This window comes from Pleomorphomonas sp. NRK KF1 (assembly GCF_023721755.1).
In the GTDB taxonomy this organism is placed as follows: Bacteria; Pseudomonadota; Alphaproteobacteria; order Rhizobiales; family Pleomorphomonadaceae; genus Pleomorphomonas.
In genome coordinates, this window is sequence record NZ_JAMDLH010000001.1 from 328447 (window position 1) to 353489 (window position 25043).

Annotated in this window: 22 protein-coding genes and 1 pseudogene; 9 read left to right on the forward strand and 14 right to left on the reverse strand. The window is 62.5% G+C overall.

The window, feature by feature from the left end; translation table 11 throughout:
- Positions 1-12 precede the first annotated feature (12 nt).
- Positions 13-1809, reverse strand: coding sequence for a DNA helicase RecQ (gene recQ / locus M4J39_RS01445; protein WP_251725879.1), 1797 nt, complete (start codon positions 1807-1809; stop codon positions 13-15).
- A gap of 298 nt (positions 1810-2107) precedes the next feature.
- Between recQ and M4J39_RS01450 the strand changes: the two genes are divergently transcribed.
- Positions 2108-3511 carry a DUF2254 domain-containing protein gene (locus tag M4J39_RS01450; protein WP_251725881.1) on the forward strand — a complete coding sequence of 468 codons (1404 nt, stop codon included), beginning with the start codon at positions 2108-2110 and terminating at the stop codon, positions 3509-3511.
- Positions 3512-3702: 191 nt separating this feature from the next.
- Here M4J39_RS01450 and M4J39_RS01455 read toward each other — a convergent pair whose 3' ends face one another.
- Positions 3703-4158, reverse strand: coding sequence for a MarR family winged helix-turn-helix transcriptional regulator (locus M4J39_RS01455; protein WP_251725883.1), 456 nt, complete (start codon positions 4156-4158; stop codon positions 3703-3705).
- A gap of 421 nt (positions 4159-4579) precedes the next feature.
- Here M4J39_RS01455 and M4J39_RS01460 point away from each other — a divergent pair, with 421 nt between their 5' ends.
- Complete coding sequence (locus M4J39_RS01460) at positions 4580-5599, forward strand: MBL fold metallo-hydrolase (RefSeq protein WP_251725885.1); 1020 nt, start codon at positions 4580-4582, stop codon at positions 5597-5599.
- Positions 5600-5711: 112 nt separating this feature from the next.
- On the opposite strand, the pseudogene M4J39_RS01465 reads toward M4J39_RS01460, so the two are convergent.
- The 3 genes and pseudogenes from M4J39_RS01465 to M4J39_RS01475 all read right to left on the reverse strand — a co-directional run.
- Positions 5712-5903, reverse strand: a pseudogene (locus tag M4J39_RS01465) (LysR substrate-binding domain-containing protein); the annotation flags it as partial.
- Between the two features lie 15 nt (positions 5904-5918).
- Positions 5919-6638 (reverse strand): DUF4396 domain-containing protein, encoded by a 720-nt coding sequence (locus M4J39_RS01470; protein ID WP_251725887.1) that lies wholly within the window; start codon positions 6636-6638, stop codon positions 5919-5921.
- Positions 6639-6817: 179 nt separating this feature from the next.
- Positions 6818-7732: a LysR family transcriptional regulator gene (locus tag M4J39_RS01475; protein ID WP_251725889.1), complete on the reverse strand. Its 915-nt coding sequence runs from the start codon at positions 7730-7732 to the stop codon at positions 6818-6820.
- Between the two features lie 93 nt (positions 7733-7825).
- On the opposite strand from M4J39_RS01475, the gene M4J39_RS01480 reads away from it, so the two are divergent.
- Positions 7826-8692 carry an NAD(P)H-dependent oxidoreductase gene (locus M4J39_RS01480; protein WP_251725890.1) on the forward strand — a complete coding sequence of 289 codons (867 nt, stop codon included), beginning with the start codon at positions 7826-7828 and terminating at the stop codon, positions 8690-8692.
- Positions 8693-8731: 39 nt separating this feature from the next.
- On the opposite strand, the gene M4J39_RS01485 is transcribed toward M4J39_RS01480, so the two are convergent.
- The gene (locus M4J39_RS01485; RefSeq protein ID WP_251725891.1) at positions 8732-9514 is read right to left on the reverse strand and encodes an oxidoreductase; all 783 of its coding nucleotides are present in this window, start codon (positions 9512-9514) and stop codon (positions 8732-8734) included.
- Positions 9511-9834 carry a nuclear transport factor 2 family protein gene (locus M4J39_RS01490; protein WP_254004739.1) on the reverse strand — a complete coding sequence of 108 codons (324 nt, stop codon included), beginning with the start codon at positions 9832-9834 and terminating at the stop codon, positions 9511-9513. The genes M4J39_RS01485 and M4J39_RS01490 overlap by 4 nt, the downstream gene beginning before the upstream one ends.
- A 76-nt stretch (positions 9835-9910) precedes the next feature.
- On the opposite strand from M4J39_RS01490, the gene M4J39_RS01495 reads away from it, so the two are divergent.
- A complete protein-coding gene (locus tag M4J39_RS01495; RefSeq protein ID WP_251725893.1) occupies positions 9911-10306 on the forward strand; it encodes a helix-turn-helix domain-containing protein in 396 nt (131 codons plus the stop codon).
- A 69-nt stretch (positions 10307-10375) separates the two neighbouring features.
- Here M4J39_RS01495 and M4J39_RS01500 read toward each other — a convergent pair whose 3' ends face one another.
- The 3 genes from M4J39_RS01500 to M4J39_RS01510 form a co-directional block, all read right to left on the reverse strand.
- Entirely contained in the window at positions 10376-11083 is a 708-nt protein-coding gene (locus tag M4J39_RS01500) for a glutathione S-transferase family protein (RefSeq protein WP_251725894.1), read from the reverse strand.
- Positions 11084-11201: 118 nt separating this feature from the next.
- On the reverse strand, positions 11202-12092 hold the full coding sequence (locus M4J39_RS01505; RefSeq protein ID WP_251725896.1) for a hypothetical protein: 891 nt from the start codon (positions 12090-12092) through the stop codon (positions 11202-11204).
- 184 nt (positions 12093-12276) lie between these two features.
- Positions 12277-13191, reverse strand: a complete 915-nt coding sequence (locus M4J39_RS01510) for a LysR family transcriptional regulator (protein ID WP_251725897.1) — start codon at positions 13189-13191, stop codon at positions 12277-12279.
- 141 nt (positions 13192-13332) lie between these two features.
- Between M4J39_RS01510 and M4J39_RS01515 the strand changes: the two genes are divergently transcribed.
- The 3 genes from M4J39_RS01515 to M4J39_RS01525 are packed head-to-tail and all read left to right on the forward strand — an operon-like array spanning position 13333 to position 17381.
- Positions 13333-14853, forward strand: coding sequence for an aldehyde dehydrogenase family protein (locus tag M4J39_RS01515; RefSeq protein WP_251725898.1), 1521 nt, complete (start codon positions 13333-13335; stop codon positions 14851-14853).
- Positions 14854-14857: 4 nt separating this feature from the next.
- Positions 14858-15655 carry a 4-hydroxy-tetrahydrodipicolinate reductase gene (gene dapB / locus M4J39_RS01520; RefSeq protein WP_251725899.1) on the forward strand — a complete coding sequence of 266 codons (798 nt, stop codon included), beginning with the start codon at positions 14858-14860 and terminating at the stop codon, positions 15653-15655.
- 58 nt (positions 15656-15713) lie between these two features.
- Positions 15714-17381: a thiamine pyrophosphate-binding protein gene (locus M4J39_RS01525; RefSeq protein ID WP_251725900.1), complete on the forward strand. Its 1668-nt coding sequence runs from the start codon at positions 15714-15716 to the stop codon at positions 17379-17381.
- Positions 17382-17440: 59 nt separating this feature from the next.
- On the opposite strand, the gene M4J39_RS01530 is transcribed toward M4J39_RS01525, so the two are convergent.
- Both M4J39_RS01530 and M4J39_RS01535 read right to left on the reverse strand, forming a co-directional pair.
- Positions 17441-19111 (reverse strand): MFS transporter, encoded by a 1671-nt coding sequence (locus M4J39_RS01530; RefSeq protein ID WP_371875362.1) that lies wholly within the window; start codon positions 19109-19111, stop codon positions 17441-17443.
- Between the two features lie 302 nt (positions 19112-19413).
- Entirely contained in the window at positions 19414-20229 is an 816-nt protein-coding gene (locus M4J39_RS01535; protein ID WP_251725901.1) for a YdcF family protein, read from the reverse strand.
- 291 nt (positions 20230-20520) lie between these two features.
- Between M4J39_RS01535 and M4J39_RS01540 the strand changes: the two genes are divergently transcribed.
- Positions 20521-20871: a RidA family protein gene (locus tag M4J39_RS01540; RefSeq protein ID WP_251725902.1), complete on the forward strand. Its 351-nt coding sequence runs from the start codon at positions 20521-20523 to the stop codon at positions 20869-20871.
- Between the two features lie 207 nt (positions 20872-21078).
- Positions 21079-22068, forward strand: a complete 990-nt coding sequence (locus M4J39_RS01545) for a transporter (protein WP_251725903.1) — start codon at positions 21079-21081, stop codon at positions 22066-22068.
- A gap of 37 nt (positions 22069-22105) precedes the next feature.
- On the opposite strand, the gene M4J39_RS01550 is transcribed toward M4J39_RS01545, so the two are convergent.
- Together M4J39_RS01550 and M4J39_RS01555 are read right to left on the reverse strand one after the other, a co-directional pair.
- Positions 22106-23215, reverse strand: coding sequence for an ABC transporter ATP-binding protein (locus M4J39_RS01550; protein ID WP_251725905.1), 1110 nt, complete (start codon positions 23213-23215; stop codon positions 22106-22108).
- 94 nt (positions 23216-23309) lie between these two features.
- Positions 23310-24971 (reverse strand): alpha-glucosidase family protein, encoded by a 1662-nt coding sequence (locus M4J39_RS01555; protein ID WP_251725906.1) that lies wholly within the window; start codon positions 24969-24971, stop codon positions 23310-23312.
- Positions 24972-25043 lie beyond the last annotated feature (72 nt).

Genomic DNA, 25043 nt, shown 5'->3' on the forward strand with positions numbered 1-25043 from the left:
CGACTGCGATTGTCACTCGTGTTCCGCGACCACCGCGAGAAAGACGTCTCCATAGCGATCCAGCTTGGCCTCTCCGACGCCGGGGATCTTCGCCATCTGCGATCGCGAACCGGGACGAGCGGCGGCCAGTTCGACCAACGTCTTGTCGTGGAAGATCACATAGGGCGGAACGTTCTGGGCGCGGGCGATCTCGGTGCGCTTCTCCCTGAGGGCCTGGAACAGGCTCTGGTCGGCCTCGGACAGCATGGCCGGCGCCTTTTGGGCGCCTTTCGTCCTCGCAGCCCTTGGCTTGGTCGGCACGCGCAGCATCAGTGTGGGACGTTCGCGCAGGAACCGGCGCCCAGCCTCCGAGATCGACAGACCGCCATGACCGCCCAGGTCGACATCGACGAGACGAAGCGCGATGAGTTGGCGCAGAATCGCGCGCCAGGTCCGGTCGTCGTGCTCCTTGCCTATGCCGTAGGTCGAAATGCGATCGTGCCCGAACTGGGCGATGCGTTCGTTCGCTTCCCCCAACAGAACCTCGGCGATGTAGGCCTGCCCGAAGCGCTCGCCGGTCTTGTAGATGCATGACAGCGCTTTCAGCGCGGCGGTGGTCCCGTCGAACAGATCAGGCGGCTCCGCGCAGGTGTCGCAGTTTCCACAAGGCTCGGAGTGATCACCGAAATAGGAAAGAAGGGCCTGGCGCCGGCAGCCGGCCGTTTCGGCGAGGCCCAGCAGCGCATCGAGCTTCTGTCGTTCTATTCGCTTGCGCTGTTCCGGCGCGTCGGAGTCCTCGATGAACCGGCGGCGCAGGACGATGTCCTCGGAGCCGTAGAGCATCAGCGTTTCAGATGGCAGACCGTCGCGTCCCGCGCGTCCGGTCTCCTGATAGTAGGCCTCGATGCTGCCGGGCAGATCGAGATGGGCCACGAAGCGCACGTCGGGCTTGTCGATGCCCATGCCGAAGGCGATGGTGGCCACAATGATGATGGCCTCCTCGCGCTGAAAGCGCGTCTGGTTTGCCTGGCGCTCCGCCTTGTCCATGCCGCCATGGTAGGGCAGTGCGGCATAGCCTTGCCCGCAGAGCCACGCAGCCGTTTCCTCCGTCTTTCGCTTCGAAAGACAGTAGACGATGCCGCTCTCGCCCGCGTGCTCCTTCAAGAAACGCTTCAGCTGCGCCCTGGGGTTGTCCTTCTCGGCAATCGCGTAGCGAATGTTGGGACGGTCGAACCCGGCGATGAAAGCATCGCTTTCGGCGATCTGGAGATGCGACAGGATTTCCGTGCGCGTCGGTGCATCGGCCGTCGCCGTCAGCGCCATGCGAGGCGTATTCGGAAACTCCGCGACGAGCGAGTCGAGCTGACGATACGATGGACGGAAGTCGTGTCCCCACTGCGACAGGCAATGCGCCTCGTCGATGGCGATCAGTGACAGCGGGGTGCAATGCAGGAGTTCCAGTATGTCGGATCTCAGCAGCGTTTCGGGGGCGACATAAAGGAGATCGAGCCCACCGCTCGATATGTCTCTCCACAGGGCGTGGCGTTCGTCCCCCTGCAGGTCGGAGTTCAGCGCGGCCGCCTTGACGCCGGCCTGGCGCAACGCGGCGACCTGGTCGGCCATCAGTGCGATCAATGGCGAGACGATCAGACCCATGCCGGGTCGGACGAGCGCCGGTATCTGGTAGCAGAGCGACTTTCCGCCGCCCGTTGGCATGAGTACGAAAGCGTTGTTGCCGGCCACGACATGATCGATGATGGCGGCCTGGGGGCCGCGAAAGGCGTCGTAGCCATAGACGGCTTTCAGAATGTGCAAGGGATCGGCGGTCACGGCGACTCGGAGAGATACTGCAAGGACCGCGTTCCATAGCAGGTTCAGCGCCAAGCCGCTCGGCCCAGCATCAAGCTCGCTTTCCCAGGTTACTCGAAAGGGTGTTCGCGGTATTCCTTGCCCAATCCTGGAACAAGGCTGATGGGGGGCATGGAGGCGGTGAGCTCCCGCAGTCGAGAAAGATGCTTCCCGGCTCTTCGCTCATAATATGAAAACTCGGGGAACTGACCGTGGCCCTCGGTCATTTTCAGAATAGCCATCAGACGGACCGTCATCCTTCCTCAGCCAAGGGCTATCCATGCGAGCGCAGCTTCTTCGACTGGCCGACCATCTCCGTGAGAGCTACTGGTTCGTACCCACGCTCATGGCATTTGCGGCGATTGTGCTGGCTGGCGGCATGATTGCGCTTGACAGCTATGAGGGGGCGGCATGGATGGATCGCTTTGCCTGGCTTCAGGCTTCGCGACCCGATGGTGCGCGACAGGTCTTGTCCTCGATCGGCGGGTCGATGATTACCGTCGCCGGCACCGTTTTCTCAGTCACGATCGCAGCGGTCGTCTACGCGTCCGGCCAGTACGGGCCGCGCCTTCTCAGCAACTTCATGTCCGATCGTGGCAACCAGGTGACCCTGGGTACGTTCATCGCGACCTTTCTTTACTGCCTGCTGGTGCTGCGCACGATCCGTTCCCCTGAGGAATCCGACGCCGCCGGCTTCGTGCCAAACATGGCCCTGCTGGTTGGCGTGCTGCTGGCGCTTTGCTCGCTGGCGGTTCTGATCTTCTTCATCCATCACGTACCGAGCAAACTGCACATCAACAACGTGATCGAGGAAGTCGGCGACCGTCTGTTGCATGAAATCAATCGGCGATTTCCCACCTTCATTGGCGAGGGGGGCGATACTGGCGACCGCGACGCTGAGGTACCAATCGCTCTCCGTGCGGATGCGACGGATGACGAATCTGCCGATCGAGCTCAGTTCACGGCTTCCAAGACCGGTTATATCCAGATGATCGATAACGATACGATCATGGAGCTTGCGAGCGAACATGATCTGGTGCTGCGCTTGCAATACCAACCCGGTGATTTTGTGCATGCCGGCCGAACGTTGGTGGAGGCTTGGCCTCCGGGACGGTGCGATCAAGACGTTTCCGAGGCTGTTCAGGAACTGTTCGGGATTGGAGCCAAGAGATCCGCGCTCCAGGATCTTCGCTTCCTGATCGATGAGTTGGTCGAGATTGCCGCCCGAGCGCTGTCGCCGGGTGTCAATGACCCATTCACAGCGATCACTTGCCTGGACTGGCTGGGTGCAGCGCTGTCCGAACTCGCGCGGCGATCGCTGCCTTCGCATCTTCGGCTGGATGAAGACGGCAGGTTACGCGTTATCGCCCATCCCGAAACCTTCGAGGGGTTCCTCGGCCAGTCGCTGGGCTCGCTGATGCAGTACTGCGCGAGAGATGTGACGACAGCCCTGCGGTTCATTCATGTGCTTGCGCAGATCTCGATCGATTGTGACGATCCGGGCCGGGTTGCCGCATTGGGCGCCTATGCCGCGAAACTGGAGACGTTGTCTCGGCAGGCATTGAACGATTCGAACTTCGAACCGATCGCCGAGCGTTGCGGCGAGTTCCGTCGCATTCTGGCGGAGCCGGACTACAAGCGCCGTCTGCGCGATCAGGCTGCGTGGCTGGGAGGACTCGCGTGAACGAGAGCCGATATCTCAGGCCGAGCGGTTCTGGCCGCGCGTTGCAGAACTAAGCCCCCAACAGTGAGGGCGTGAGCCTTGGCTCCCGGTCGTTCAAAGATAGTGATCTATGCCGCTCTTGCCGGTAATTGCGCCACTTTCTGGAAAACCGCCCTTTCACCTTAAGATCAGATCGCTATGAAGCGGAGAACTCAACGTGGCGCTACCGCGGTTTGATCAGCCACACGCTCAGTAAACCTTTCCCGCCATTTTTCTATAAACGTGTTTACGCTCTCTAGTTCCGTACTTGCAAACTCGCTGAGCATATCCTCAAGAAGCATCGTTCTACGTTTCCGAACGGCTGCATGCAGTGCCCTTCCATCCGTCGTGAGATAAAGCCTGGAAACACGTCTGTCTTTTGAATCAGGTACACGTTGAATGAGGCCCTTCTCGCCCATTGCTTTGATTAGGCGGGCAATCTGGGCTTTGTCACGATTGGTCCGGATGATCAGGTGTTGCTGTGTAATACCAGGCGCTTGCTCGATCATCGCAAGCAGCCTGGCTTCAAATGGAGCAGTGTGACTGTCTTGAAAGACTGCATCGGCCCGTAGTCTTACATAGAAGTCGAAGACAACATCGCTCAATCCGTCAATAATGTCGGTGTCCAAAGCAGGCTCCTTTCGGGTTGACCTGAGCCAGGCAACTCCCATCTTCCGGCCAGAGTCCAGTGCCTCCATAGCTGATGGTTCAAAGTCTGGCGAGCGGCGGCGCGGGCTTTCGGATTGCTTATCCGAAAGGAAGTCCAACCTCCAGCGTTCGCCGGGAGCGGGTGAGACTGCCAACGGGACTGATCCCGCGCCGACGGCACACCTCCCCGGAGGCCATCCCGATTCCTGCTCCGCCGTGCCGACCAACTCCGCCCCTTGGTGAACCAGCGATTGCACATGTCCGCCACCTTGATGGCGGGCCCTCTTCACGCGAGGGACCGGCCCGCGATCAGCTAGGGTTGACTTTATCAACTATCTTCTCATAGTCCTCACATAACGGCGGTCACCTGTCCGCCGCCAGCCTCACTTGAAGGACACCCTCATGAATCGCATTGGCATTGAATCGCTCTCCAAGCTCTCGACGAGATTGGCGCTTGTCGCCTGCCTCGCTGCTGTACCAACGATCACATATGCAGGCGATCAGCCGGCCGAACTCGCATCGGATGGCCAGGCCGTTTTCGTCACGCTCGGGACAAATGGTGGGCCTTTGGCGCAGGCCGACCGGACAGAACCGTCTAATCTGCTGAAAGCCGGAAGTTCATATTCGCTCGTGGACGTAGGCGATGGATTCACAAGTAGACTGGCCGCTGTAAACGTGTCACTGCGGGACATCGACAACGTGTTTATTAGTCATCTTCATTTCGATCATACCGGAGGCCTTATGGCTGCGCTTGGGCTGCGCTTTCAGCTCAATGCCGGGAAACCGCTTCAGGTTTACGGCCCTCCGGGGATCGAGGAAACGGTAGCAGGAATTCTGAAAGGCATGAAGCCCGCCATGGAGGCCGCATATGGGGTGCCTGGCGAGGAAAGCATTCCGACTGACGAGCTCGTTCAGGTGCATGAAATAGAAGACGGTGATGTCGTAAAATTGGATGATTTCACTTTGAAGGTCGCGAAAAATACTCACTATTCTTTCATTGATGGAAGCCCGGAAGATAGAAAATACCAATCCCTGTCGTTCCGTTTCGAAACTAAGGAGCGCATCATCGTCTACACAGGAGATACGGGTCCAAGTGCCAATGTCGTCAAACTCGCTAACGGGGCCGACTTGCTGGTGACTGAGCTCATTGATCTCGACGAAGCACTTGGGCGGCTGAAGAAACCGGGTAGCGCTGCCGCTGCTGCTAAACAAGAGCAGATCAAAGAGCATTTTCTAGCGCATCATCTGACCACTTCCGAGATTGCCAAAATGGCGCGTGAAGCAAATGTGAAGGAGGTTGTAACAACTCATCTAGTTGGTGGGCTAACGATTTCGGAGAAGAATACTGAGAAGTGGAAAAAGGAAATATCTGAGGGTTACGATGGTCGGGTCTTTATTGCTAAAGACCTAGACAGATTCTAGGGCATTTCCGGCAAACCCTGGTTCGCCGAAAGCGCTCTAACTATTTGTTTCGCCGCAATTTCGGACGCAAAACCGGTTTCCACTTTTGCTGAAATTGCTCTAGCACCCAGGCTCATAATCGGCGGTTGGCTGACTCGGTTGTCAGCCATTCGCCGAACGCCCGGACGAGCCGCGAGCGGACCCTGGCTTCCGGATAGACGAGCCAGTAGGCCTTGCCGGCCCCCAGCGGCCGTTCCGTAAGCAACACAGATGCAAGCTCCGCCTCGATCATGAACCCGGGCATCAACGCCACGCCCATGTCGGCGACGGCGGCCTCGGCTCACATGCGTTCCTTGATCGCCTTGCTCATAAGCCACCAGTTTACTGGATAACTGGTGATGAAGCCGAAGAGCATCGCGATTTGCATCATGAACCAGAACTCTGGGGTGGCTACCTCAAGCGGAACGCCGAGAAGGCCGCGGAAGATCTGAAACTGTGCGAAGGCCATGAAAGCGTACATGCCGATCTGCCAGGCTGAGAGCGACAGCGCGTCTGCCTTGACCGCCTGTATGAGACCTTGCCGAACACTCAACTGCCGCATGGGCTTGATCGTGAAGTATTGGAATGCGACGCCGATGGCGAAAGCGAACAGGAAGTCCAGGATCCAGACGGCAAACATCTTCTCTTCGAAAAGAGTGTTCCATCCCAACCAGACTGCGACCGCTGGAACCGAGAACGCCAGCCACTCGGCAAGAAGATCGCCAATCGTGCAGCCGCTTCCGCAATGGGTAGCACCTTTTGCGACCATTACGGGAAAAGGTATCTCTTCCTTCGGCCTGTCGTCGCTCTCCTTGGTGTCGCTTTTTGCCGGTTGCCGACCATAGAGAAGGTAGCCGACGAGTGTGATGAAGGTGCCGAACAACGCTGTTATGGGCCAGACCAGATTCATGATCCACATTCGTTGCGGACGGCGCCATTCATCAACGCCGATCCAAAATGCGATCACGAAACCCGCCGCAAGCGACAACAGCGCAGTTGTGTGAAGCCAAGCGGGAACCATGGGATCTCCGTTCCATCTTTCTTGTTCTCACTCTTGATGATGCGCACGACCTGTCGTCAGGCTGCTTTCTGGAAAACCGCCCTTTCGCTCGGAGGTTCCATTGAAATGGGACAGATCGCCCGTGACGCCGATTAGCTCCAAGGGCGGCCTGTCTCGGAATGTCGGGTGAGCACGGGCGCTTAGCTCATGCCCGGCAATCGCCTGATCTCTCCGACAAGGTAGTCGATCATCAGGCGTACGCGTCCCACCGTGGAGCGTTGCGGCACCATCAGCATGTTGAGCGGGGTGGTGGGGAGAGAATGGTCCGGCAGCAATGCTTCCAGTTCGCCGTTCGCAAGTAGGTCGTCCACCAGCCAGCGGTGTGCCGACCCGATACCGCGTCCGCTCCTGAAGGCCTCGCGCGCGGCGAGGCCGTGATCCACTTTCAGGTCGCCTTTGACCGAGACCGTGTGACGAGCGCCGTCAGGCCCGACGAGTGTCATAGCCTCGCTGCCAGCCACGTTCGACATGCGGATGACGTTATGCGCCGCGAGATCCGCCGGTTTGACGGGCCTGCCATGCAGGTCGAGGTAGCCGGGTGCGGCGACCAGAAGTCGCGTGCTTTCCGCCAGATGGTGCAGTTTCATCGAACTGTCCGCGAGTGGCCCCAGACGGAGGGCAATGTCGACGCCCTCCTTTACGAGATCGATGCGCTCGTCGGTCAGACTGAGATCGACGTTGATGCCGGGATGGTTCTTCTGGAAGGCGAAAATGAGCCGCGCGATGTGCATGACGCCAAGCGCCGCCGTACAAGACAGACGAACGGTGCCCGAGAGTGCGTCGTGCGTGTCGCGAACACCATCGGCGGCCTGTTCGACCAGGCGGAGAATATGGATGCACTGGTCGTAATAGCGACCGCCTTCCTCGGTCAGCGCGACACGACGGGTCGTCCTGCTGAGCAGAGATGCGCCGACGGCTTCCTCAAGTTCGCGCAAATGCCGGGTCACCGTCGATTGGCCGGTTCCCAGTTCACGGGCAACGGCCGACAGGTTTCCGCGTTCGGCGACGCGCACGAAGGTGCGCATCCGCTCCAATGTGATGTCCGATCTATCCATATTTCGGCAATATCATATCCATTCCATTGATGTATCGGAATATTCGGGGCGGGCCTACCTTGCCGGTCGAAATCATCGACCGGAGGTCCTCCCGTGAACGTTCTTATTGTCTTTGCCCATCCTGAACCGCAGTCGCTCGCCGCATCCTTGCGCGATGTGGCGATCGGCCAACTCCAGGCCGAAGGCCACAAGGTGCAGGTGTCGGACCTCTACGCGATGCACTGGAAGTCTGCGGTCGATCGAGCCGATTTTCCTCTGCTTGCCCCCGAGCAGCGCCTGAAAGTCGCCGCCGCGTCCGGCCAATGCTTCGCAGCCGGCGCGTTGACCGACGACGTGAAAGCCGAGCAGGACAAGCTCGACTGGGCCGACGCCGTCATTCTCCAGTTTCCGCTCTGGTGGTACTCGATGCCGGCTATCCTCAAGGGATGGATCGATCGCGTCTACGCCTATGGTTTTGCCTATGGCGTCGGCGAACACAGCGATCGCCATTGGGGCGATCGCTTTGGCGAGGGCCGGTTCGTCGGCAAGAGAGCGATGCTCATCGTGACGACGGGAGGCTGGGAAGAGCATTATTCGCCACGAGGGATCAACGGGCCAATCGATGACCTGCTGTTTCCGATCAACCATGGCATTCTCTACTATCCCGGCTTCGACGTGCTGCCGCCGTTCGTTGCCTACCGCGTGGATCGGCTCGACGCGCGAGGATTTGCGGCCATAAGCACCGACCTCAGGGAGAGGATGCGGACACTCGGCACCGCAGAGCCGATTGCCTACCGCCGGCAGAACGGCGGAGACTATGACATTCCGAGCCTCATTTTACGTCGCGATCTGGCCTCTCCCGAGGCGTTGGGGTTCGGGCTGCATCTGCGCCAAAGCGGGCCGGCGGATGGAGCAATCGAAGGCATGGCGGCCGACAGATCACCGCGTTCCCTGCTGGTGGAGCCAAGCCAAGGCGGTTAGCTCGGCTTGGCACTTGTTCGCATTCCGCCGTTGCTTGTCTCAGGCGGTGGGGACCGTACCGCCGTCGATGGTGAACTCGGTCCCCGTGATGGCGCCGGCACGCGGCGATACGAGAAAGGCGATGAGGTCGGCAACTTCTCGTGGCCCGGTCGGTCGTCCGATCGGAATGCCGCCGAGCGCATTCATGATGAGCTGCTTGCCGCCCTCGCGATCGGTGCCGGCATCGGCTGCCAGACGGTCGGCCAGCGCCACGGCGGCTTCCGTTTCGACCCATCCCGGTGAGACGCGAACGACCCGAATGCCCTTGGATGCCACCTCCTTGGACAGGCTTTTGCTGTAGGTCGAGAGGGCAGCCTTTGCTGCCGCATAAGCCGTCGTGGAGTCCGGAAGCGGAAGTTCGTGCTGGATCGACGTGACGTGGATGATGACGCCGGATGCTTGTTCGATCATCGACGGCAGGAGCGCACGGTCGAGGCGCACGGCCGGCATGAGGTTGAGGGCGAGCTCTCTTGCCCAAACGTCGTCGGTCAGCTTGGCGAAGCCACCGGGAGGCGCCGAAGAGCCGCCCAACACGTTGACGATGATATCGACGCCGCCGAGGTGATCGAGAACACCTTCGGCAACGGCGGTACAGCCTTCGGCGGTGGACATATCGGCTGCGACGTAGTGAACGCCGTCAGAGGAGGCATCCGGTATGGATCGCGCCGTGCTGATGACCTTGACGCCGGCCGCCACGAGAGTGGAGACAACGGCCGCGCCGACGCCTTTCGTCCCGGCCGTCACGAGTGCACGACGGCCGGCAAGTTGAAGATCGAAGCTCACGGCTTGATCTCCAGTTCGGCGATCTTGTCGCCATCAAGGCGGAAAAAGAAGCGAAGATCCACCGGGCTGCCCGGGAAGTTGCCGGTCAGGCGGCTGGTGACGACGATTCTATCGCCATCCTGAGTGACGGTTTGGGGTTCGCTGACGTAGTTATATTTCGTTGAGGCCTCACGTCGCCAGGATCGAATTGCCTCGCGCCCTTCATGGGTTTGCCCTTCGTCCTTGACGACCGCCGTATTGGTGAAGCAGTTCGCTATGCCATCGCCATCCGTCCTGTCGGCCTCCAAGTAGTCTGAGATCGGTGCTGGAAGGTTGATCATGATGTTTGTCCTCGAGTTGGCGCTTCCAGCTGGCCAGCGGATTGCGTAAGGCGGAAAATGGCTTTAGCCTTACGAAATGACAAGAACGCACGAAAAAGTTAGGTACTCACCGGAAAGTAAGCCCCAGGCTTATACGCGGGAGACGGCCGCCGAGGGCGTCGAACAGGCACTGAAACTGCTGGAGGGCAGGTGGAAGCTGGTGATCCTGTTTCACCTGTTCGGTGGCCGGGTCATGCGCTTCTCCGATCTTGAACGCGCCATTCCTGGAATCTCCCAGAAGATGCTGATCCAGCAGCTCCGCCAGATGGAGGGCGACGGCATCGTCCGCCGCATCGTCCACCATCAGGTTCCTCCCAAGGTCGAGTATGCACTGACGGACTGGGGACAGGCTTTATGCCCAGCTCTCGATGCGTTGCTCACATGGGCCGCCAGTCGTCCGGAAACAGACGCTTCCGACGATCCACAGGCTTGATTTCGCGTCCGAGCGGCTGACGTGGGGGCGAACGATGCCTCGCGCCGGATGGCCAAGCGGACTGCACGCTCAGTTCTGCGCGTTCAGAACCTTGCGAAGAGACATCTCGATCCGGCCGCCGCAGTAAGCTTCGCCATAGTCTTCCCGGGCTTTGGCGGCCAGCTTGGCCAACGGCGGCAGTGCGGCCACCCGCCGCGTCAAGGCGGCGGTCTTGGGAGCGTTCTCGCCGAGGATCGCCCCGATGACTGGGAATCGATCGGCCATTGTCGACCACAGGGTCGAAGTGACGACATCGGCGATCCCCGGCTGATCACCGCCGAGCAGATAGCCGGAATCGGACTTCAGGCCATGGCGCTCGCCGGTTTCTTCCCAAAGCGTCATCCATTTCTTGAGGCGGGGGACGAAGTCCTGCCATCGCTTTTCCGTCCACATCTCGCGACCGCCGTCCAACGTGATTTCATCGATCACGTCGTTGGCGTCGTTCACGGTCTTCATGGTCATGGCGCGAAGAGCGGGCGTCTTTGGCAGCAAGTCCAGGGTCTCACCGAGATAAAGGATGATGGCCGGCATTTCGGCGATGGCGAAGCCAGCCTTCTTGTCGACGAGCAAGGGTGGCCCCATGAACGGAACCGGCATTCTCGTCACAGGGGCACCCATCAGGTCCGAGATCGCCACATCGCCGGCTTCGCTCCAGCTTTTTCCGGCGTGAGCGAGAACGGCTCGCACGAACTGGCCTCTGAAGGGAACGGACCAATAGTAGAGTTCGTAATCGGACATCGCAGGTTCTCCCCTCGAAAGATGGCCATCGGCCGGCTTGGGTCAGAACGCGGCTCGACGGCGACCGAGCGATCGCCGTCGAGATTACCTCTTCCGGGCCGCAAAGGCTCGCTTTGGTTCACTCGTCGCGCAGCCGTCCGCCCAAGGCAGCGCTTACACTGGCAATGAACGCGCCAATCACCAAGGAAAGTGCGGCCATCAAGGCGAAGGCGATCCCTGCCTTGCGAGCCGTGTCGGCTGCCTCCTGTGCCTTGGCCTTGGTCTGTTCGACCTGAGCGATCACCGCGTCGACACGAGCATTCGCGTCCGTTTCGGAAAGGCCGGTACGGGCGGCCACCAGTTGGCCAAGATAGGCTCTGTCGGCCGGGGCCATCTCGCCTGCGGCCGCGCTTGCGATCAGGATACGCGAGGCTTGGGCTGCCGCCGCTGCGTCGCCTTCCGCTCCGGGAGCGGCAAGGCGAGAGGGATCGTTGGATCGGAACAGGCTATCGACGAAGTAGGAAGTCGCCGTGCCGCCGATGTCGTCATCGGCGCTCGTCATGGTCCCAGCCGACGCGCCCATGGCGGCTCCGGAGGCGACGTTCGAGGCCGTGCGCACCCCCGTTCCGACGGCCGACGTCAAGCTCGAACCCGCCAGGAAGACGACGAGCAGCGTTGCCAGAGCCCAGGCCAGCAGCCCGTGCGCCGTGTCGCGAAAGAATGTCTCGTCGGTATGGAGGCCAACCCATTTCACCCGCAACCGGCCGGTCATGTACCCTCCGAGAGCCGCTGAAAGCCACTGCACCACGATCATCCAGATAGCGGCGGAGACGGCAAACGTCGTGATGCCCGGGCCCTGGTTCGTCCATGGCGAGACCATCGCCAGACCGAGCCCCGAGCCAAGCAGCATGAGCACGAAGGTGAGGGCGGCAGCTGAGACGGCGCCGGCGATGATTGCTCCCCAGCTGGTCGAAGAAGAAGACGACTCGACGGCTGGCGCGCTATCGGACGCAAGAAGGGATGAGGCCATGATGTTCTCCTGTCGCATGAGTGGCGGAGTGTCCGTCTCAATGACAGGTCCCGTGCCGTCGGCTGCGGACGGAGAGGACCATGGCCTAATAAGTGCAGCGAAGCGAGAAAGGTTCCGTCCGGCGGCAGCTTGGCGGTTGCGGATGGCCGTCTGCGGTGTTGTCGGAAGGCGCTGGCGGACGGACTCAGGCGGACGCGAACGGTGCCGCCGGCGTGGCCGTCTCGGCTTTCAGCCATTCGCCGAACGCCCTGACGAGCCGCGAGCGGACCCTGGCTTCCGGATAGACGAACCAGTAGGCCTTGCCGGCCCCCAGCGGTCGTTCCGTGAGCAACACAAGCCGGCCGGATGCAAGCTCCGCCTCGATCATGAACCGGGGCATCAATGCCACGCCCATGTCGGCGACGGCGGCCTCGGCGATCATCGAGAACTGGTCGAAGCGAGATCCCCGATACGAACCCGCGGTCGGCAAACCGCCCGCGGCGAACCAGTCGGCCCAGGCGGTCGGTCGGCTCGACTGATGAAGAAGCGGCGCTTGAGCAATGGCGGCGGCATCGTCGAGGCCAAACCGGTCGCGTGTTGCCGGGGATGCGATCGGATAGACTTCCTCCGTGCAGAGAAACTCGCACACCGCGCCGGGCCATGTGGGTTCGCCGAAATGGATCGCGGCATCGAGTGACGCGTCGGCAAAGGAGAAGGGCTCGTTGCGCACCGCGAAGTTGACGGTCGCCTGCGGGTGATCCGCGAGGAACTTAGGCAGCCGGGGCACCAGCCAGCGCGCGGCGAAGGTGGGCAGCACGGCGAGATTGAGCACCTCGGCGCCGCTGGCGCTGGCCATCGTGCGTTCGGTCGCAGCCGAAAGGTTGGCGAGGATGCGCGTCACTTCCTGTCGGTAGGCTTCGCCGGCGTCGGTCAGGAAAACGCGCTGGCTGATGCGCTCGAACAGCGGCACGCCAAGCCGGGTTTCCAGCTCGCGAACTTGCCGGCTGATGGCGCCTTGCGTCAAATGCAACTCGGCGGCGGCACGCGAGAAGCTGAGATGGCGCGCGGCGCTTTCGAAGGCAACCAGCGCACCGATCGACGGCAGAAGATCGCGGGCCATTTGTTCGTCCAGTCATGAGTTTTCCTCATGATCCTACCAGAAATGATCGTTTGCAGGGTAGGGGGCTCGGGACAATAACTTACGGTCATTCAGCCCCATCCCCGCCGTGCCGCTGGCCGGCGGCGCCGACGAGAGTGCCCGATGTCCGCTTCCAGCCTTGTTCAGGAAACCACCGACCTGCTCGCCCGCCTTGGTGTTCCAGAAAGCGCCCACACGGGTGGTAGCCTGGTCGTCACGTCGCCGATTACCGGCGAACGGATTGCCGAGGTTCGTGAAACCGATGCGGCCGAGTGCGATGGCGCCATCGCGGCCGCGCAAGAGGCTTTCCGAAACTGGCGTCTCGTGCCAGCGCCCAAGCGCGGCGAACTGATCCGCCTGTTCGGCCTGGAACTGCGGGCGGCCAAGGCCGATCTCGGCCGCCTCGTCACCATCGAGGCCGGCAAGATCGTTTCCGAAGGCCTCGGCGAAGTGCAGGAGATGATCGACATCTGCGATTTCGCGGTCGGTCTCTCCCGTCAGCTTTATGGGCTCACAATCGCCACCGAACGGCCGAGCCATCGCATGATGGAAACTTGGCACCCGCTCGGCGTCGTCGGTGTCATTTCGGCCTTCAACTTCCCGGTTGCGGTATGGTCGTGGAACGCCGCCATTGCCCTGGTCTGTGGCGACACCGTCATCTGGAAACCGTCGGAGAAGACACCGCTCACCGCGCTTGCCACGCAGGCGCTGTTCGAGAAGGCGGCGGCCAAGGCGGGGGCACCGGCTGGTCTTTCAGCGGTTATCATCGGCGGACGCGAGATCGGCGAGGCGCTGGTCGATGACACCAGGGTTGCCGCCGTGTCGGCGACCGGGTCGACGGCCATGGGACGCGCCGTGGCGCCGCGCCTTGCGGCTCGCTTCGCCCGTGCCATTCTGGAGCTCGGCGGCAACAACGGCGCCATCGTCGCTCCCAGTGCCGATCTCGACCTCGTGGTGCGTGGCGTCGCCTTCGCCGCGATCGGCACGGCCGGCCAGCGCTGCACGACGCTGCGGCGCCTGTTCGTCCACGACAGCGTTTACGACGGCCTGCTGCCACGCCTCAGGAAGGCCTATGCGTCGGTGACGATCGGCGATCCGCGCGAGGCCGGCACCCTGGTCGGGCCGTTGATCGACAAGGCCTCCTACGACCGCATGCAAGAAGCCCTCGGGAAGGCGCGGGCCGACGGCGCAACTGTTCATGGTGGCGAGCGCACCCAAGAAGAGCTGGGGGGTAACGCCTTCTATGCGCGTCCGGCTCTGGTCGAAATGCCGGCACAGACGGACGTGGTCATGACGGAGACCTTTGCGCCCATTCTCTATGTGATGCGCTACACGGACTTCGATGCCGTGCTTGAGGCGCACAATGCTGTGCCGCAGGGGCTCTCGTCGTCGATTTTCACCAACGACCTGCGCGAGGCCGAGACGTTCCTGTCGGCTAGAGGATCGGATTGCGGCATCGTTAACGTCAACATCGGTCCGTCGGGCGCCGAGATCGGCGGCGCCTTCGGCGGCGAGAAGGAGACCGGCGGTGGCCGCGAGGCCGGCTCCGACGCCTGGAAGGCCTACATGCGCCGGGCCACCAACACCATCAACTATGGCCGCGACCTGCCGTTGGCGCAGGGCGTCAGCTTCGACGTGGAGTGATCCCATGCCGATCCGTGTCATCGTGGCCGGCGCGACCGGATGGACCGGCAGTGCGGTGGCCAGGGCGGTTCTCACGTCCGAGGATCTGGTGCTGGTCGGCGCCGTAGCCCGCTCGGCCGCCGGGTGCGATCTTGGCGAGGCGTTGGGCGGATCGGCCGTCGGTGTGACGGTGGTCGCCACTGTCGAGGAAGCGCTGAGGACGGGAGCCGACGCGCTTGTCGACTACACCGCCCCACAGGTCGTGAAAGCCAACGCCCTCGCGGCGATTTCGGCCGGTGTCGCCGTGGTCATCGGCACCTCGGGGTTATCGGCTGACGATTACGCGGAAATCGACGCGGCCGCGCGGGCGAAGCCCGTCGGCGTGTTCGCTGCCGGCAACTACTCCATTACCGCCACGCTGATGACCAAGTTCGCGCTGATGGCCGCGAAGCACGTCGCCGACGTCGAGGTGATCGACTACGCCTCGGCCGGCAAGCCCGATACGCCATCCGGCACGGCGCGCGAGCTGGCCGAACGGCTTTCCGCTGTGCGTCGGCCGGCCACGTCGAAACCGGTGAACGAACTTGGTGGTGTCCGCGAAACGCGTGGCGGCACCGTCGGCGCTGTGCAGGTGCACTCGCTGCGTATGCCGGGTTATGTGCTGTCTTGTGAGGCCCAGTTCGGCGCGTCGGGCGAACGCCTCCTCATTCGCCACGATGCCGGCTCCGATGCCGCGCCCTATGTGGCGGGAACGCTGCTCGCCGTGCGGCGGGTGCGGGAGCAGGCCGGCCTACGGCGCGGACTTGACCTGCTGATCGACTGACCGTCTCGATAGTCTCGACATTCCGGTTGCGCACCGGTCGTTTGGGGAGTTCTGAATCTTGTCCTCGTCCATCCCGTCCCGCACCGGCGGTCAAATCCTCGTCGATCAACTGGTCCGACAGGGCGTCGAACGGCTGACCTGCGTACCGGGCGAGTCCTATCTCGCCGCCCTCGATGCGCTGCACGACAGCTCGATCGACGTGCTGGTCTGCCGCAACGAGGCCGGCGCCACCATGATGGCCGATGCCTACGGCAAGCTCACCGGCAAGCCTGGCATCTGCTTCGTAACGCGAGCCCCTGGCGCCGCCAATGCCGCGCCCGGGCTCCATATCGCCGAACATGACTCGACGCCGCTGATCCTGTTCGTCGGGCAGGCCGAGCGCGGCATGCTGGAGCGGGGCTGTTTCCAGGAGATGGACTACAAGGCGGTGTTCGGCTCCGTCGCCAAGTGGGTCGTCGAGATTGATGATCCCGTCCGCATACCCGAGCTGGTCGCCCGCGCCTTCCGCGTCGCCATGCAGGGCCGGCCCGGACCGGTGGTGGTGTCGCTACCGGAGGACATGCTCACCGAAACGGCCGAAGTGGCCGATGCGCCGATCGTCGAGCCGGTGGAGATCTGGCCGGGGCTTGCCGATCTCGCGCGGTTGCAGAAGCTGATCTGGGACGCCAAACGCCCTCTGGTCATTCTGGGGGGCTCGCGATGGAGCGAGCGGGCGCGCCGCGAGGTGATCCGGTTTGCCGAGCGCTTCGACCTGCCGGTTGCCACGAGCTTCCGTCGCGCCTCGCTGTTCCCGGCCGATCATCCGAACTATGCCGGCGACCTCGGTCTCGGCCCCAACCCGAAACTGGCCGCCCGCGTTCGCGAGGCCGATGTGCTTCTCGTCATCGGCGGTCGTCTGTCGGAGTCACCGTCTTCGTCCTATACGCTCATTGACATACCCCAGCCCAGGCAGACGCTGATCCATGTCTACCCCGACCCGGAAGAAATCGGCCGCGTCTACCAGCCAGCGCTCGGCATCGTCGCCAGTCCGCACGCCTTCGCCTCGGCGCTCTCCACTGTCCACCCGCCGGTCGAAATCCCCTGGTCGGCGGAGACGAAGACGGCTCGGGCCGATTTCCTGGCCTGGACCGACAAGCCCGCCGTGTTGCCGGGTGACTTTCAGTATGGTGAGGCCATGGTCTGGCTGCGCGAACACCTGCCGTCCGAGACGATCATCGCCAATGGCGCCGGCAACTATGCCATCTGGGTGCATCGCTACTGGCGCTATCGCAGTTTCACCGGTCAGTTGGCGCCGACGTCGGGATCGGTCGGCTATTCGGTGCCGGCCGGTGTCATGGCCAAGCGTCAGTTCCCCGAAAGGCCGGTCGTCGCGTTTGCCGGCGATGGCTGCTTCCTGATGAACGGCCAGGAGTTTGCAACCGCCGTGCAATACGACATTCCGGTCGTCGTCGTCGTCATCGACAACGCCATGTACGGCACCATCCGCATGCACCAGGAGCGGGAATACCCCGGTCGGGTGTCGGCCACCTCGCTGAAGAATCCGGATTTTGCGGCCTTGGCGCGCGCCTATGGAGGACACGGCGAGACCGTTCGGGCAACGGCCGAATTCGCGCCCGCCTTTGAACGGGCGGTGGCTTCCGGCAAGCCTGCGATCGTCCACTGTTTCCTCGACCCGCAGGCAGTGACGCCGGCAAAGACGCTGGATCAGTTCGCCGGTCGCAGCTGATCTGAAACAGAATGGGCCCGACCACTGTGGCCGGGCCCCGCTGTCAGGCTTCTCGCAGGTCAGTAATCGGCGTGCAGGTCGTTGTCCTTGGTTTCACGGACGAACAGCACGCCGATCACCAGCGTGGCCGCCGCCACCACGATCGGGTACCAGAGGCCATAGTAGATGTCGCCGGTGGCCGCCACCATGGCGAAGGCGGTTGTCGGCAGGAAGCCGCCGAACCAGCCATTGCCGATGTGGTAGGGCAGCGACATCGACGTGTAGCGAATGCGGGTCGGGAACATTTCGACCAGGATGGCGGCGATCGGGCCGTAGACCATGGTGACGTAAAGAACCAGAACGAAGAGCAGCAGCGTCACCATGACGATGTTGATCTGGGCAGGGTCGGCCTTGGCCGGGTAGCCGGCGGTCGTGATGGCATCGGTCAGCGACTTGCTGAACACCTGCGCGGGCGTGGCCCCGTCGGCACCGGCTTCGGTGCCAAAAGCGACCGAGGTCGCCCCGATCTTCACCGTGGCCGGTGTGCCCGCAGGCGCCGCCTCGTTCTCGTAAGGTACACCCGCCCTCACGAGGGCGGACTTCGCAACGTCGCAGGAGGTGGTGAACTTCGCTGTTCCCACAGGATTGAACTGGAAGGAGCACTCGTTCGGGTCGGCGACGACGGTTACCGGTGCGCTGGCAATGGCCTGTTCCAGGGCCGGGTTGGCATAATGGGTAATGCCCTTGAAGATCGGAAAGTAGGTAAGGCAGGCAAGCAGCAGGCCGACCATGATGATCGGTTTGCGGCCGATCCTATCCGACAGAGAGCCGAAGATCACGAAGAAGGGCGTTGCAAGCAGAAGTGACGCCGCGATCAGGAGATTGGCTGTCTGTGCTTCGACCTTGAGCGTCTGCGTCAGGAAGAACAGTGCATAGAACTGGCCCGTGTACCAGACCACCGCCTGACCTGCGACGAGGCCGAACAGGGCCAGCAGGACGACCTTGAGGTTCTTCCAGCGGCCGAAGGCTTCGGTCAGCGGCGCCTTGGAGGTCTTGCCCTCGTCCTGCATGCGTCGGAAGGCCGGACTCTCGTTGAGCTTCAGGCGGATCCAGACGGAGATGGCCAGCAGCAGGATCGAGACAAGGAAGGGAATGCGCCAACCCCAGGTGTTGAAGTCATCGGCCGACATCGCCGCGCGGCATCCGAGAATGACCAAGAGCGACATGAACAGCCCGAGCGTGGCCGTGGTCTGGATCCAGGACGTGTAGGCGCCGCGGCGATGGTCGGGTGCGTGCTCGGCCACATAGGTCGCCGCGCCGCCGTACTCTCCGCCGAGCGCCAGGCCCTGCAGGAGGCGAAGCAGGATAAGGATGACCGGCGCCACGATTCCGATCGTCGCATAATTGGGCAGGATGCCAACGATGAACGTCGAGGCACCCATGATCAGGATGGTGACCAGGAACGTATACTTGCGACCGATCATGTCACCGAGCCTGCCGAACACCAGCGCGCCGAATGGACGAACCGCGAAGCCGGCCGCGAAGGCAAGCAGAGCGAAGATGAACGCTGCCGTCGGATTGACGCCGGAGAAGAACTGGACGGCGATGACCGCTGACAGGGATCCGTAGAGATAGAAATCGTACCACTCGAAGACGGTTCCGAGCGACGAGGCGAAGATGACGCGCCGCTCTTCTTTCGTCATCGTGGTCGAACCTGGCGACTTCGTCGGGTCGACACTGACTGCTGTCATCGGTAATCCTCCCAAATCGTGATGCTTCACCCCGGTCTGTCCAGCGGTCGGAAACGACGGCCAGCTCCACCCAGACTCGGCGGTGAGGCGTAATACTACGTATGCGGGAGTTGTGCGTGAAGATACCTACGCGGAATCTTTAGTCTACCAACGAAATGATCGGACCATGAGCGCAGCGACGGCTGCCCCGTGCATTGAGAAAGCGGTCAAATGGGTCGAGACAGTCTGATCGGCAGTGGTCGCCTTTCCGAACGACTCCCTGGCATCTACCAGGCGGGTGGCGTCTTGGCTGCCGTCATGGGCTAGCCTCCGACCGGTCGTCCCAGAGCCGAAGTGTCGAACTTGCCGGACCCCATGATGTGTCGCCAGGCTGCCAACACCTCGCGGGGAATGTCGATATGCGGCAGGAAGCCTTTGCCGCGCGGACCGTAGCCGTTCTCATCATCGACGAGGCGTGGAATTTCCCCCGTCAGCAAGGACATGAACCTTTCCGGCGTCCACTTCTTGCTGTTCGGGCTGTTGAGATAGTCGATGCGACCTGCATGGTAACCGAGCTGCGGAATCTGCACCGGCCAGTTGACGATCTTCGGGCATTGGGCGTCCTCCCAGGCTTGCCGGAAGGAGGCATCGGTCCGTCGTTGCATCAGCGGGTCCTGCACGAGCAGCATGGCGCCGGGCGCCAGTCCCAGTCCGTCGAGGACACGTCTGGTGAAGCGGGCATTCTCACCGCAGTTGGTCGATGCGTCCTCGAGAAGCAGCCGGGACTGGTCGAGCCCGAGGAACACGGCGGCAATGTCGCCAAGCAGGCGCGCTTCGGAGGTCTGGCCGGCCAGTGCCTTCCGATAGACGGGGTGGGCGTCGACGGCGGTTGCCAGCAGCCCCGTCGAATGACCGATTCCGCCGGAAATCAACAACGGAACGCCAGTTGCGCGCGCCGTCTTCACAGCGCCTTCCAGCGTCCACAACAGTGCGTTACCGGCCAGCACTACCAAGTCGAAAGCCGGGGGCGTGCCCTTGTCCGCCGCGCCGAGATCGTCGAGCGCCAGAAAGCGGGCGACAGTGTTGATCGCGACTATGTCGTCGGCCGTGAGCGGGCCATAAAGACCGAAAAAGGACATGAGGGGCTCCGCGTCTGGCGGTCCGCCGGGAGGACGACCGACCCGACATCGGTTGTAAGGGGCAGGAGAGGGGCTCACCATCCGTTGCAGCGCTCATCAGGGGAAGTTGGAAGGCCCTAATCGATCCAGGGACGCGAGTGTGACGACGAACGGATCTCCGCTTGCCTTGGAGACCGTTTCCGGTTCGGGTTGCCATCGGTTTTCCTGTTGCGGGCAATCTGCCGAGAAGATAGGCAACAATCACCTTGCGGGCGGATGGGCCGCCCGCCCCAGGAATCGGAGAGTCCCGCCATGGCGATCACCCGCATCGAGCCCGGCAAGCGCATGAGCAATGCCGTCGTCCACAACAAGACAGTCTATCTTGCCGGCCAGATCGGCTCGCCGAAGGGAGACGTCAAGTCGCAGGCCGTCGAGGCGCTGGCCGAGGTCGATCGCCTGCTCGCCGCTGCCGGCACCGACAAGACGCGCGTGTTGCAGGCCATCGTCTGGCTGGCCGACATGGCCGACTTTGCCGCCATGAACGAAGTGTGGGAATCCTGGGTTGCTCCGGGCAACACACCTGCCCGCGCCACGGGCGAGGCCAAGCTGGCCGCTCCGGAGTACAAGGTCGAGTTCATCATCACGGCCGCCCTGCCGGACTGATCCGGTTAGCGCACTCCTTTCACGCCAGCATCCGCCCTCGGCCGACCGGTCGGATGGGCGGATGCCCGATCCGACGCCGAACGCTCGCAGTCCCGATGGCTCGAACATTGGCCGACCGCTTGCGTTGCAGCTGGAGTGGAAGACCGTCACCCTCGCGTGTTATCAGGAAAAACGCGGTTCGCCGTGCCTGTCAGGAGTGCCCGGTTCTTGCTTGCCCCCGAGATTCCCGGATTTGTTTGGGCCTATCGTTTCGACGCTGCGACCGGCGCCGGCCACCCGCTGCCGCCGACCACGCCGCGCGATGAGTTGATCGTCGATGATGGGTTCGTCTGGCTGCATCTGGCGCTCAGTGACGCTCGGGTGCCGAAGTTCCTGGAGGGCTTCCCCGATCTTCCGGAAGCGGCCAGGGCCACGTTGACCGATCGGGACAATCACGTCGTGCTGGCATCCGATGACGGCGTGTTGCACGGCGTGTTCACCGACATCGAACGCGCCTTCGATTATGAGACCAATGACATCGGATGGTTCCGCTTTGCCGCGTCGGAGCGACTGATCGTCACGGCTCGCCTGCATCCATTGCGGTGCGTTGAGGCGGCGCGGCTTGCGGTAGACCGCGGCCTTGCCATTCACGAGACGGTTGGCGTGTTCGCCGCCGTCGTGACCGAGTTCGAGAAGGTGGTGGACGCCCTCATCATCGAGATGGGAGACGAGCTCGACCGGATCGAGGACTATGTGTTCGAGACGGCACCGCGCGACGAGCGCCGCCGTCTTGGCCCTGTTCGGCGCACGGTGGTCCGGCTGAACCGTCAGCTCAGGGCGTCCGTGGCGCTATTCCGCCGCTATCAGCGTTGGGACGACCCCGATCCCTTGCCGACCGGCACGATAGAAATGGCCGAAACACTGGCCGATCTGCTGGGCTCGGCGTCGCAGGAAATGCAGGGCCTGCAAGACCGGGCGCGCCTTCTGCATGAAGAAATCGACTCCAAGATTTCGTCGGAGACCAACCGCCACCTCTACATCCTCTCGATCATGACCGCTTTCCTGTTGCCGCCGACGCTGGTAACGGGATTCTTCGGCATGAACACCGGAGGCCTGCCTTTCGCCGGCGAGCACTTCGGCACACTGCTCGCCTTCGCGCTCGGCGGCTGTTCCGTGTGGGGTGCTTGGTGGTTCCTGAAACGGGTCGGTATTCTTTGAAAGGCGACGGCCGCCCAGAAGGACGGCCGAACCTCGTTCAAGCCGCGGCGTTCGAGAGCCGCATGCGCGGGAAGGCGGCGCCATTGTCATCGAAGAGATGCAGCCGGTCGGCGGGCGCGGTCACCGTGAGCGTAGCGCCCTTGGCGATCTCCACATCGCCGTCGATCTTGACGGTGATCGGCTCCGGAAGACCAGTGTCGAGATAAACCAACGTCACCTCGCCCAGTTTCTCGACGATCGAAACGGTTCCGGTGAAGAGGCCTGGCCCGTCGGTGGGCGTCAGGTCTTCCGGCCGGACACCGAAGGTTGCCTTGGCGTCGAGGTAAGTGGCGGCGACCTCCGCGTTGACGACAACCGGATTGCCGGTGTCGGGCTGCACCGTTGCCGGCGCGCCGGTGCTGGCAATGGTGGCGGAGACGATGTTCATGGCCGGAGAGCCGATGAAGCGCGCCACGAACAGATTCTCGGGCGTGTGGTAGAGCTCCATGGGCGTACCGATCTGCTCGACCACGCCGTAGTTGAGCACGACAATGCGGTCGGCGAGGGTCATCGCCTCGACCTGATCGTGCGTCACGTAGATCATGGTGGTATCGGCCATTCGCTCGTGGAGTTTGGCGATCTCCAGGCGCGTCGCAACGCGCAGCGCCGCGTCGAGGTTGGAGAGGGGTTCGTCGAACAAAAAGACCTTGGGGTCGCGGACGATGGCTCGGCCGATCGCGACGCGCTGGCGCTGACCGCCGGAAAGCTGCTTGGGAAGGCGGTCGAGATAGGGCGTGATCTGAAGCATCTCGGCCGCTTCCCGCACGCGCCGGTCCTGCTCGCCTTGCGACGCCTTCGCGAGCTTCAGGCCGAAGGCCATGTTCTCGTAGACCGTCATGTGCGGATAGAGCGCGTAGCTCTGGAACACCATGGCGATGCCACGCTTTGAGGGTGGCAGGGTGTTGACGACGGCATCCCCGATCTCGAGCGTTCCCTCGGTGATATCCTCCAGGCCCGCGATGAGCCGGAGAAGCGTCGACTTGCCGCAGCCCGAGGGGCCGACGAAGACGACGAACTCGCCGGACTTGATGTCCAGGTCGATGCCGTGCAGCACCTGCACGGAGCCGTAGGCCTTCTTGACTTGCTTGAGCTTCAGTCCGGCAGACATGCGCAACTCCTCCCGCGATTTTCCCGAAGGGGTCTCCCACCCCTGTTCCTGGAACCCGGCCGCCCTTCGCAAGGCGGCCGGCTTTCTCGTCAGATCACCTTACCTTGGCGACAAAGGCGCTTTCGGCCGGCAGCGTCACCATGCCCTCGACGACCCTCGAGGCAAAGCCGAGGTCGGCGGTTGCCGCTACCGAGAGATTGGCAGGCACGGGAAATCCCGCTCCGGTCCTGCCGAAGTTGAAGACGCAGAGCACCTTGTCGTCGCCCGCCTCGCGCAGAAAGGCGAGAACATCGCCATCGGACTCGAGAAAGCGCACCGATCCCTTGGTGAGGGCCCGGCTCGTCTTGCGCCAAGCGATCATCGCCTTGTAGAGCTCGTACTGGCTGTCGGGATTGCCGACCTGCTGGTCGACAGCCTTGGCCAGATGGACCGTCGGCACCGGCAGCCACGGCTTGCCGGTCGAGAATCCAGCGTTGGCGGCCTCGGCTTCCCAGACCATCGGTGTCCGACAGCCGTCGCGACCCTTGAATTCGGGCCAGAAGCGAATGCCATAGGGATCGACCAGATCCTCGAAGGCAAGATCGGCCTCCGGGAGCCCAAGCTCGTCCCCCTCGTAGATGCAGACCGATCCGCGCAGGCTGAGGTGCAGGGTAGCCATCAGCTTGCCTTGCTGGGCCGGGTTCTGCGCATAGGGTAGATGACGCGTCGCATAGCGGACGACGTCATGGTTGGACAGGGCCCAGCAGGGCCAGGCATCGCCGGCGCCGGATTCGAAGGTCTTTAGCGTCTTCTCGATGTAGGCCCGCGATGGTTCGCCACCCAGAAGGTCGAAGGTATAGCTCATGTGCAGCTTGTCACCGCCCGATGTGTAGGCGATCATCGTCTTGAGCGACCTATCCCCGTCGCCGATCTCTCCCACCGTCGTCGAGCCAGGATACTGATCGAGCAGCTTGCGCATGCGCTTCAGGAACTCGAGATTTTCCGGCTGGCTCTTGTCGTAAACATGATCCTGCCGGAGATAAGGGTTGACCCGGGGTGCGTCGATGGTGTCCACCGGTCGCGTCTGCGGCGGGTTGGCCCGCAGTCCCTTGTCGTGGAAATAGAAGTTCACGGTATCGAGGCGGAACCCGTCGACTCCGAGATCGAGCCAGAACTTCAACACGTCCAGCAAGGCGTCCTGCACCGCGGGGGTGTGGAAGTTGAGATCGGGCTGGCTGGCCAGAAAGTTGTGCAGATAATACTGGCAGCGCCGGGTATCCCACTCCCAGGCTGAGCCGCCGAAGACCGACAGCCAGTTGTTGGGCGGCGTGCCGTCGGGCTGGGCGTCAGCCCAGACGTACCAGTCCGCCTTGTCATTGATCTGGTCTTTCCGGCTTTCCGAGAACCATGGATGCAGATCGGACGTGTGGCTCAACACCTGATCGATGATCACCTTGATGCCGCGACGATGCGCTTCAGAGACCATTTTCCGGAAATCGTCGAGCGTGCCGAAGATCGGGTCGATGTCGCAATAGTCGGAAACGTCGTAGCCGAAGTCCTTCATCGGCGACTTGAAGAAGGGCGACAGCCAGATGGCGTCGACGCCTAGGTCTTCGAGATAGCCGAGGCGAGCGGTCACGCCGGCAAGGTCACCGACGCCGTCGCCGTCCGAGTCCTGGAATGAACGCGGATAGATCTGGTAAATCACCGCGCCCCGCCACCAATCGGGATCGGCGGCCCGATCGACGCTGGCAACGGCTTTTTCGAGTGTCGTCATTAATGTCGGTCTTTCTCTTTCATCGATGCCGGCGGGGAGGGCGTCGGCACGGTCCATCTTGTTCGAGCTGTG

Excerpts from the sequence above, each read along its gene's own strand:
- M4J39_RS01450 (WP_251725881.1), top strand. The coding sequence starts at position 2,108 with ATGCGAGCGCAGCTTCTTCGACTGGCCGACCATCTCCGTGAGAGCTAC.
- M4J39_RS01460 (WP_251725885.1), top strand. The coding sequence starts at position 4,580 with ATGAATCGCATTGGCATTGAATCGCTCTCCAAGCTCTCGACGAGATTG.
- M4J39_RS01470 (WP_251725887.1), bottom strand. The coding sequence starts at position 6,638 with ATGGTTCCCGCTTGGCTTCACACAACTGCGCTGTTGTCGCTTGCGGCG.
- M4J39_RS01475 (WP_251725889.1), bottom strand. The coding sequence starts at position 7,732 with ATGGATAGATCGGACATCACATTGGAGCGGATGCGCACCTTCGTGCGC.
- M4J39_RS01490 (WP_254004739.1), bottom strand. The coding sequence starts at position 9,834 with ATGATCAACCTTCCAGCACCGATCTCAGACTACTTGGAGGCCGACAGG.
- M4J39_RS01495 (WP_251725893.1), top strand. The coding sequence starts at position 9,911 with ATGACAAGAACGCACGAAAAAGTTAGGTACTCACCGGAAAGTAAGCCC.
- M4J39_RS01500 (WP_251725894.1), bottom strand. The coding sequence starts at position 11,083 with ATGTCCGATTACGAACTCTACTATTGGTCCGTTCCCTTCAGAGGCCAG.
- M4J39_RS01505 (WP_251725896.1), bottom strand. The coding sequence starts at position 12,092 with ATGGCCTCATCCCTTCTTGCGTCCGATAGCGCGCCAGCCGTCGAGTCG.
- M4J39_RS01510 (WP_251725897.1), bottom strand. The coding sequence starts at position 13,191 with ATGGCCCGCGATCTTCTGCCGTCGATCGGTGCGCTGGTTGCCTTCGAA.
- M4J39_RS01515 (WP_251725898.1), top strand. The coding sequence starts at position 13,333 with ATGTCCGCTTCCAGCCTTGTTCAGGAAACCACCGACCTGCTCGCCCGC.
- dapB (WP_251725899.1), top strand. The coding sequence starts at position 14,858 with ATGCCGATCCGTGTCATCGTGGCCGGCGCGACCGGATGGACCGGCAGT.
- M4J39_RS01530 (WP_371875362.1), bottom strand. The coding sequence starts at position 19,111 with ATGACAGCAGTCAGTGTCGACCCGACGAAGTCGCCAGGTTCGACCACG.
- M4J39_RS01535 (WP_251725901.1), bottom strand. The coding sequence starts at position 20,229 with ATGTCCTTTTTCGGTCTTTATGGCCCGCTCACGGCCGACGACATAGTC.
- M4J39_RS01540 (WP_251725902.1), top strand. The coding sequence starts at position 20,521 with ATGGCGATCACCCGCATCGAGCCCGGCAAGCGCATGAGCAATGCCGTC.
- M4J39_RS01550 (WP_251725905.1), bottom strand. The coding sequence starts at position 23,215 with ATGTCTGCCGGACTGAAGCTCAAGCAAGTCAAGAAGGCCTACGGCTCC.
- M4J39_RS01555 (WP_251725906.1), bottom strand. The coding sequence starts at position 24,971 with ATGACGACACTCGAAAAAGCCGTTGCCAGCGTCGATCGGGCCGCCGAT.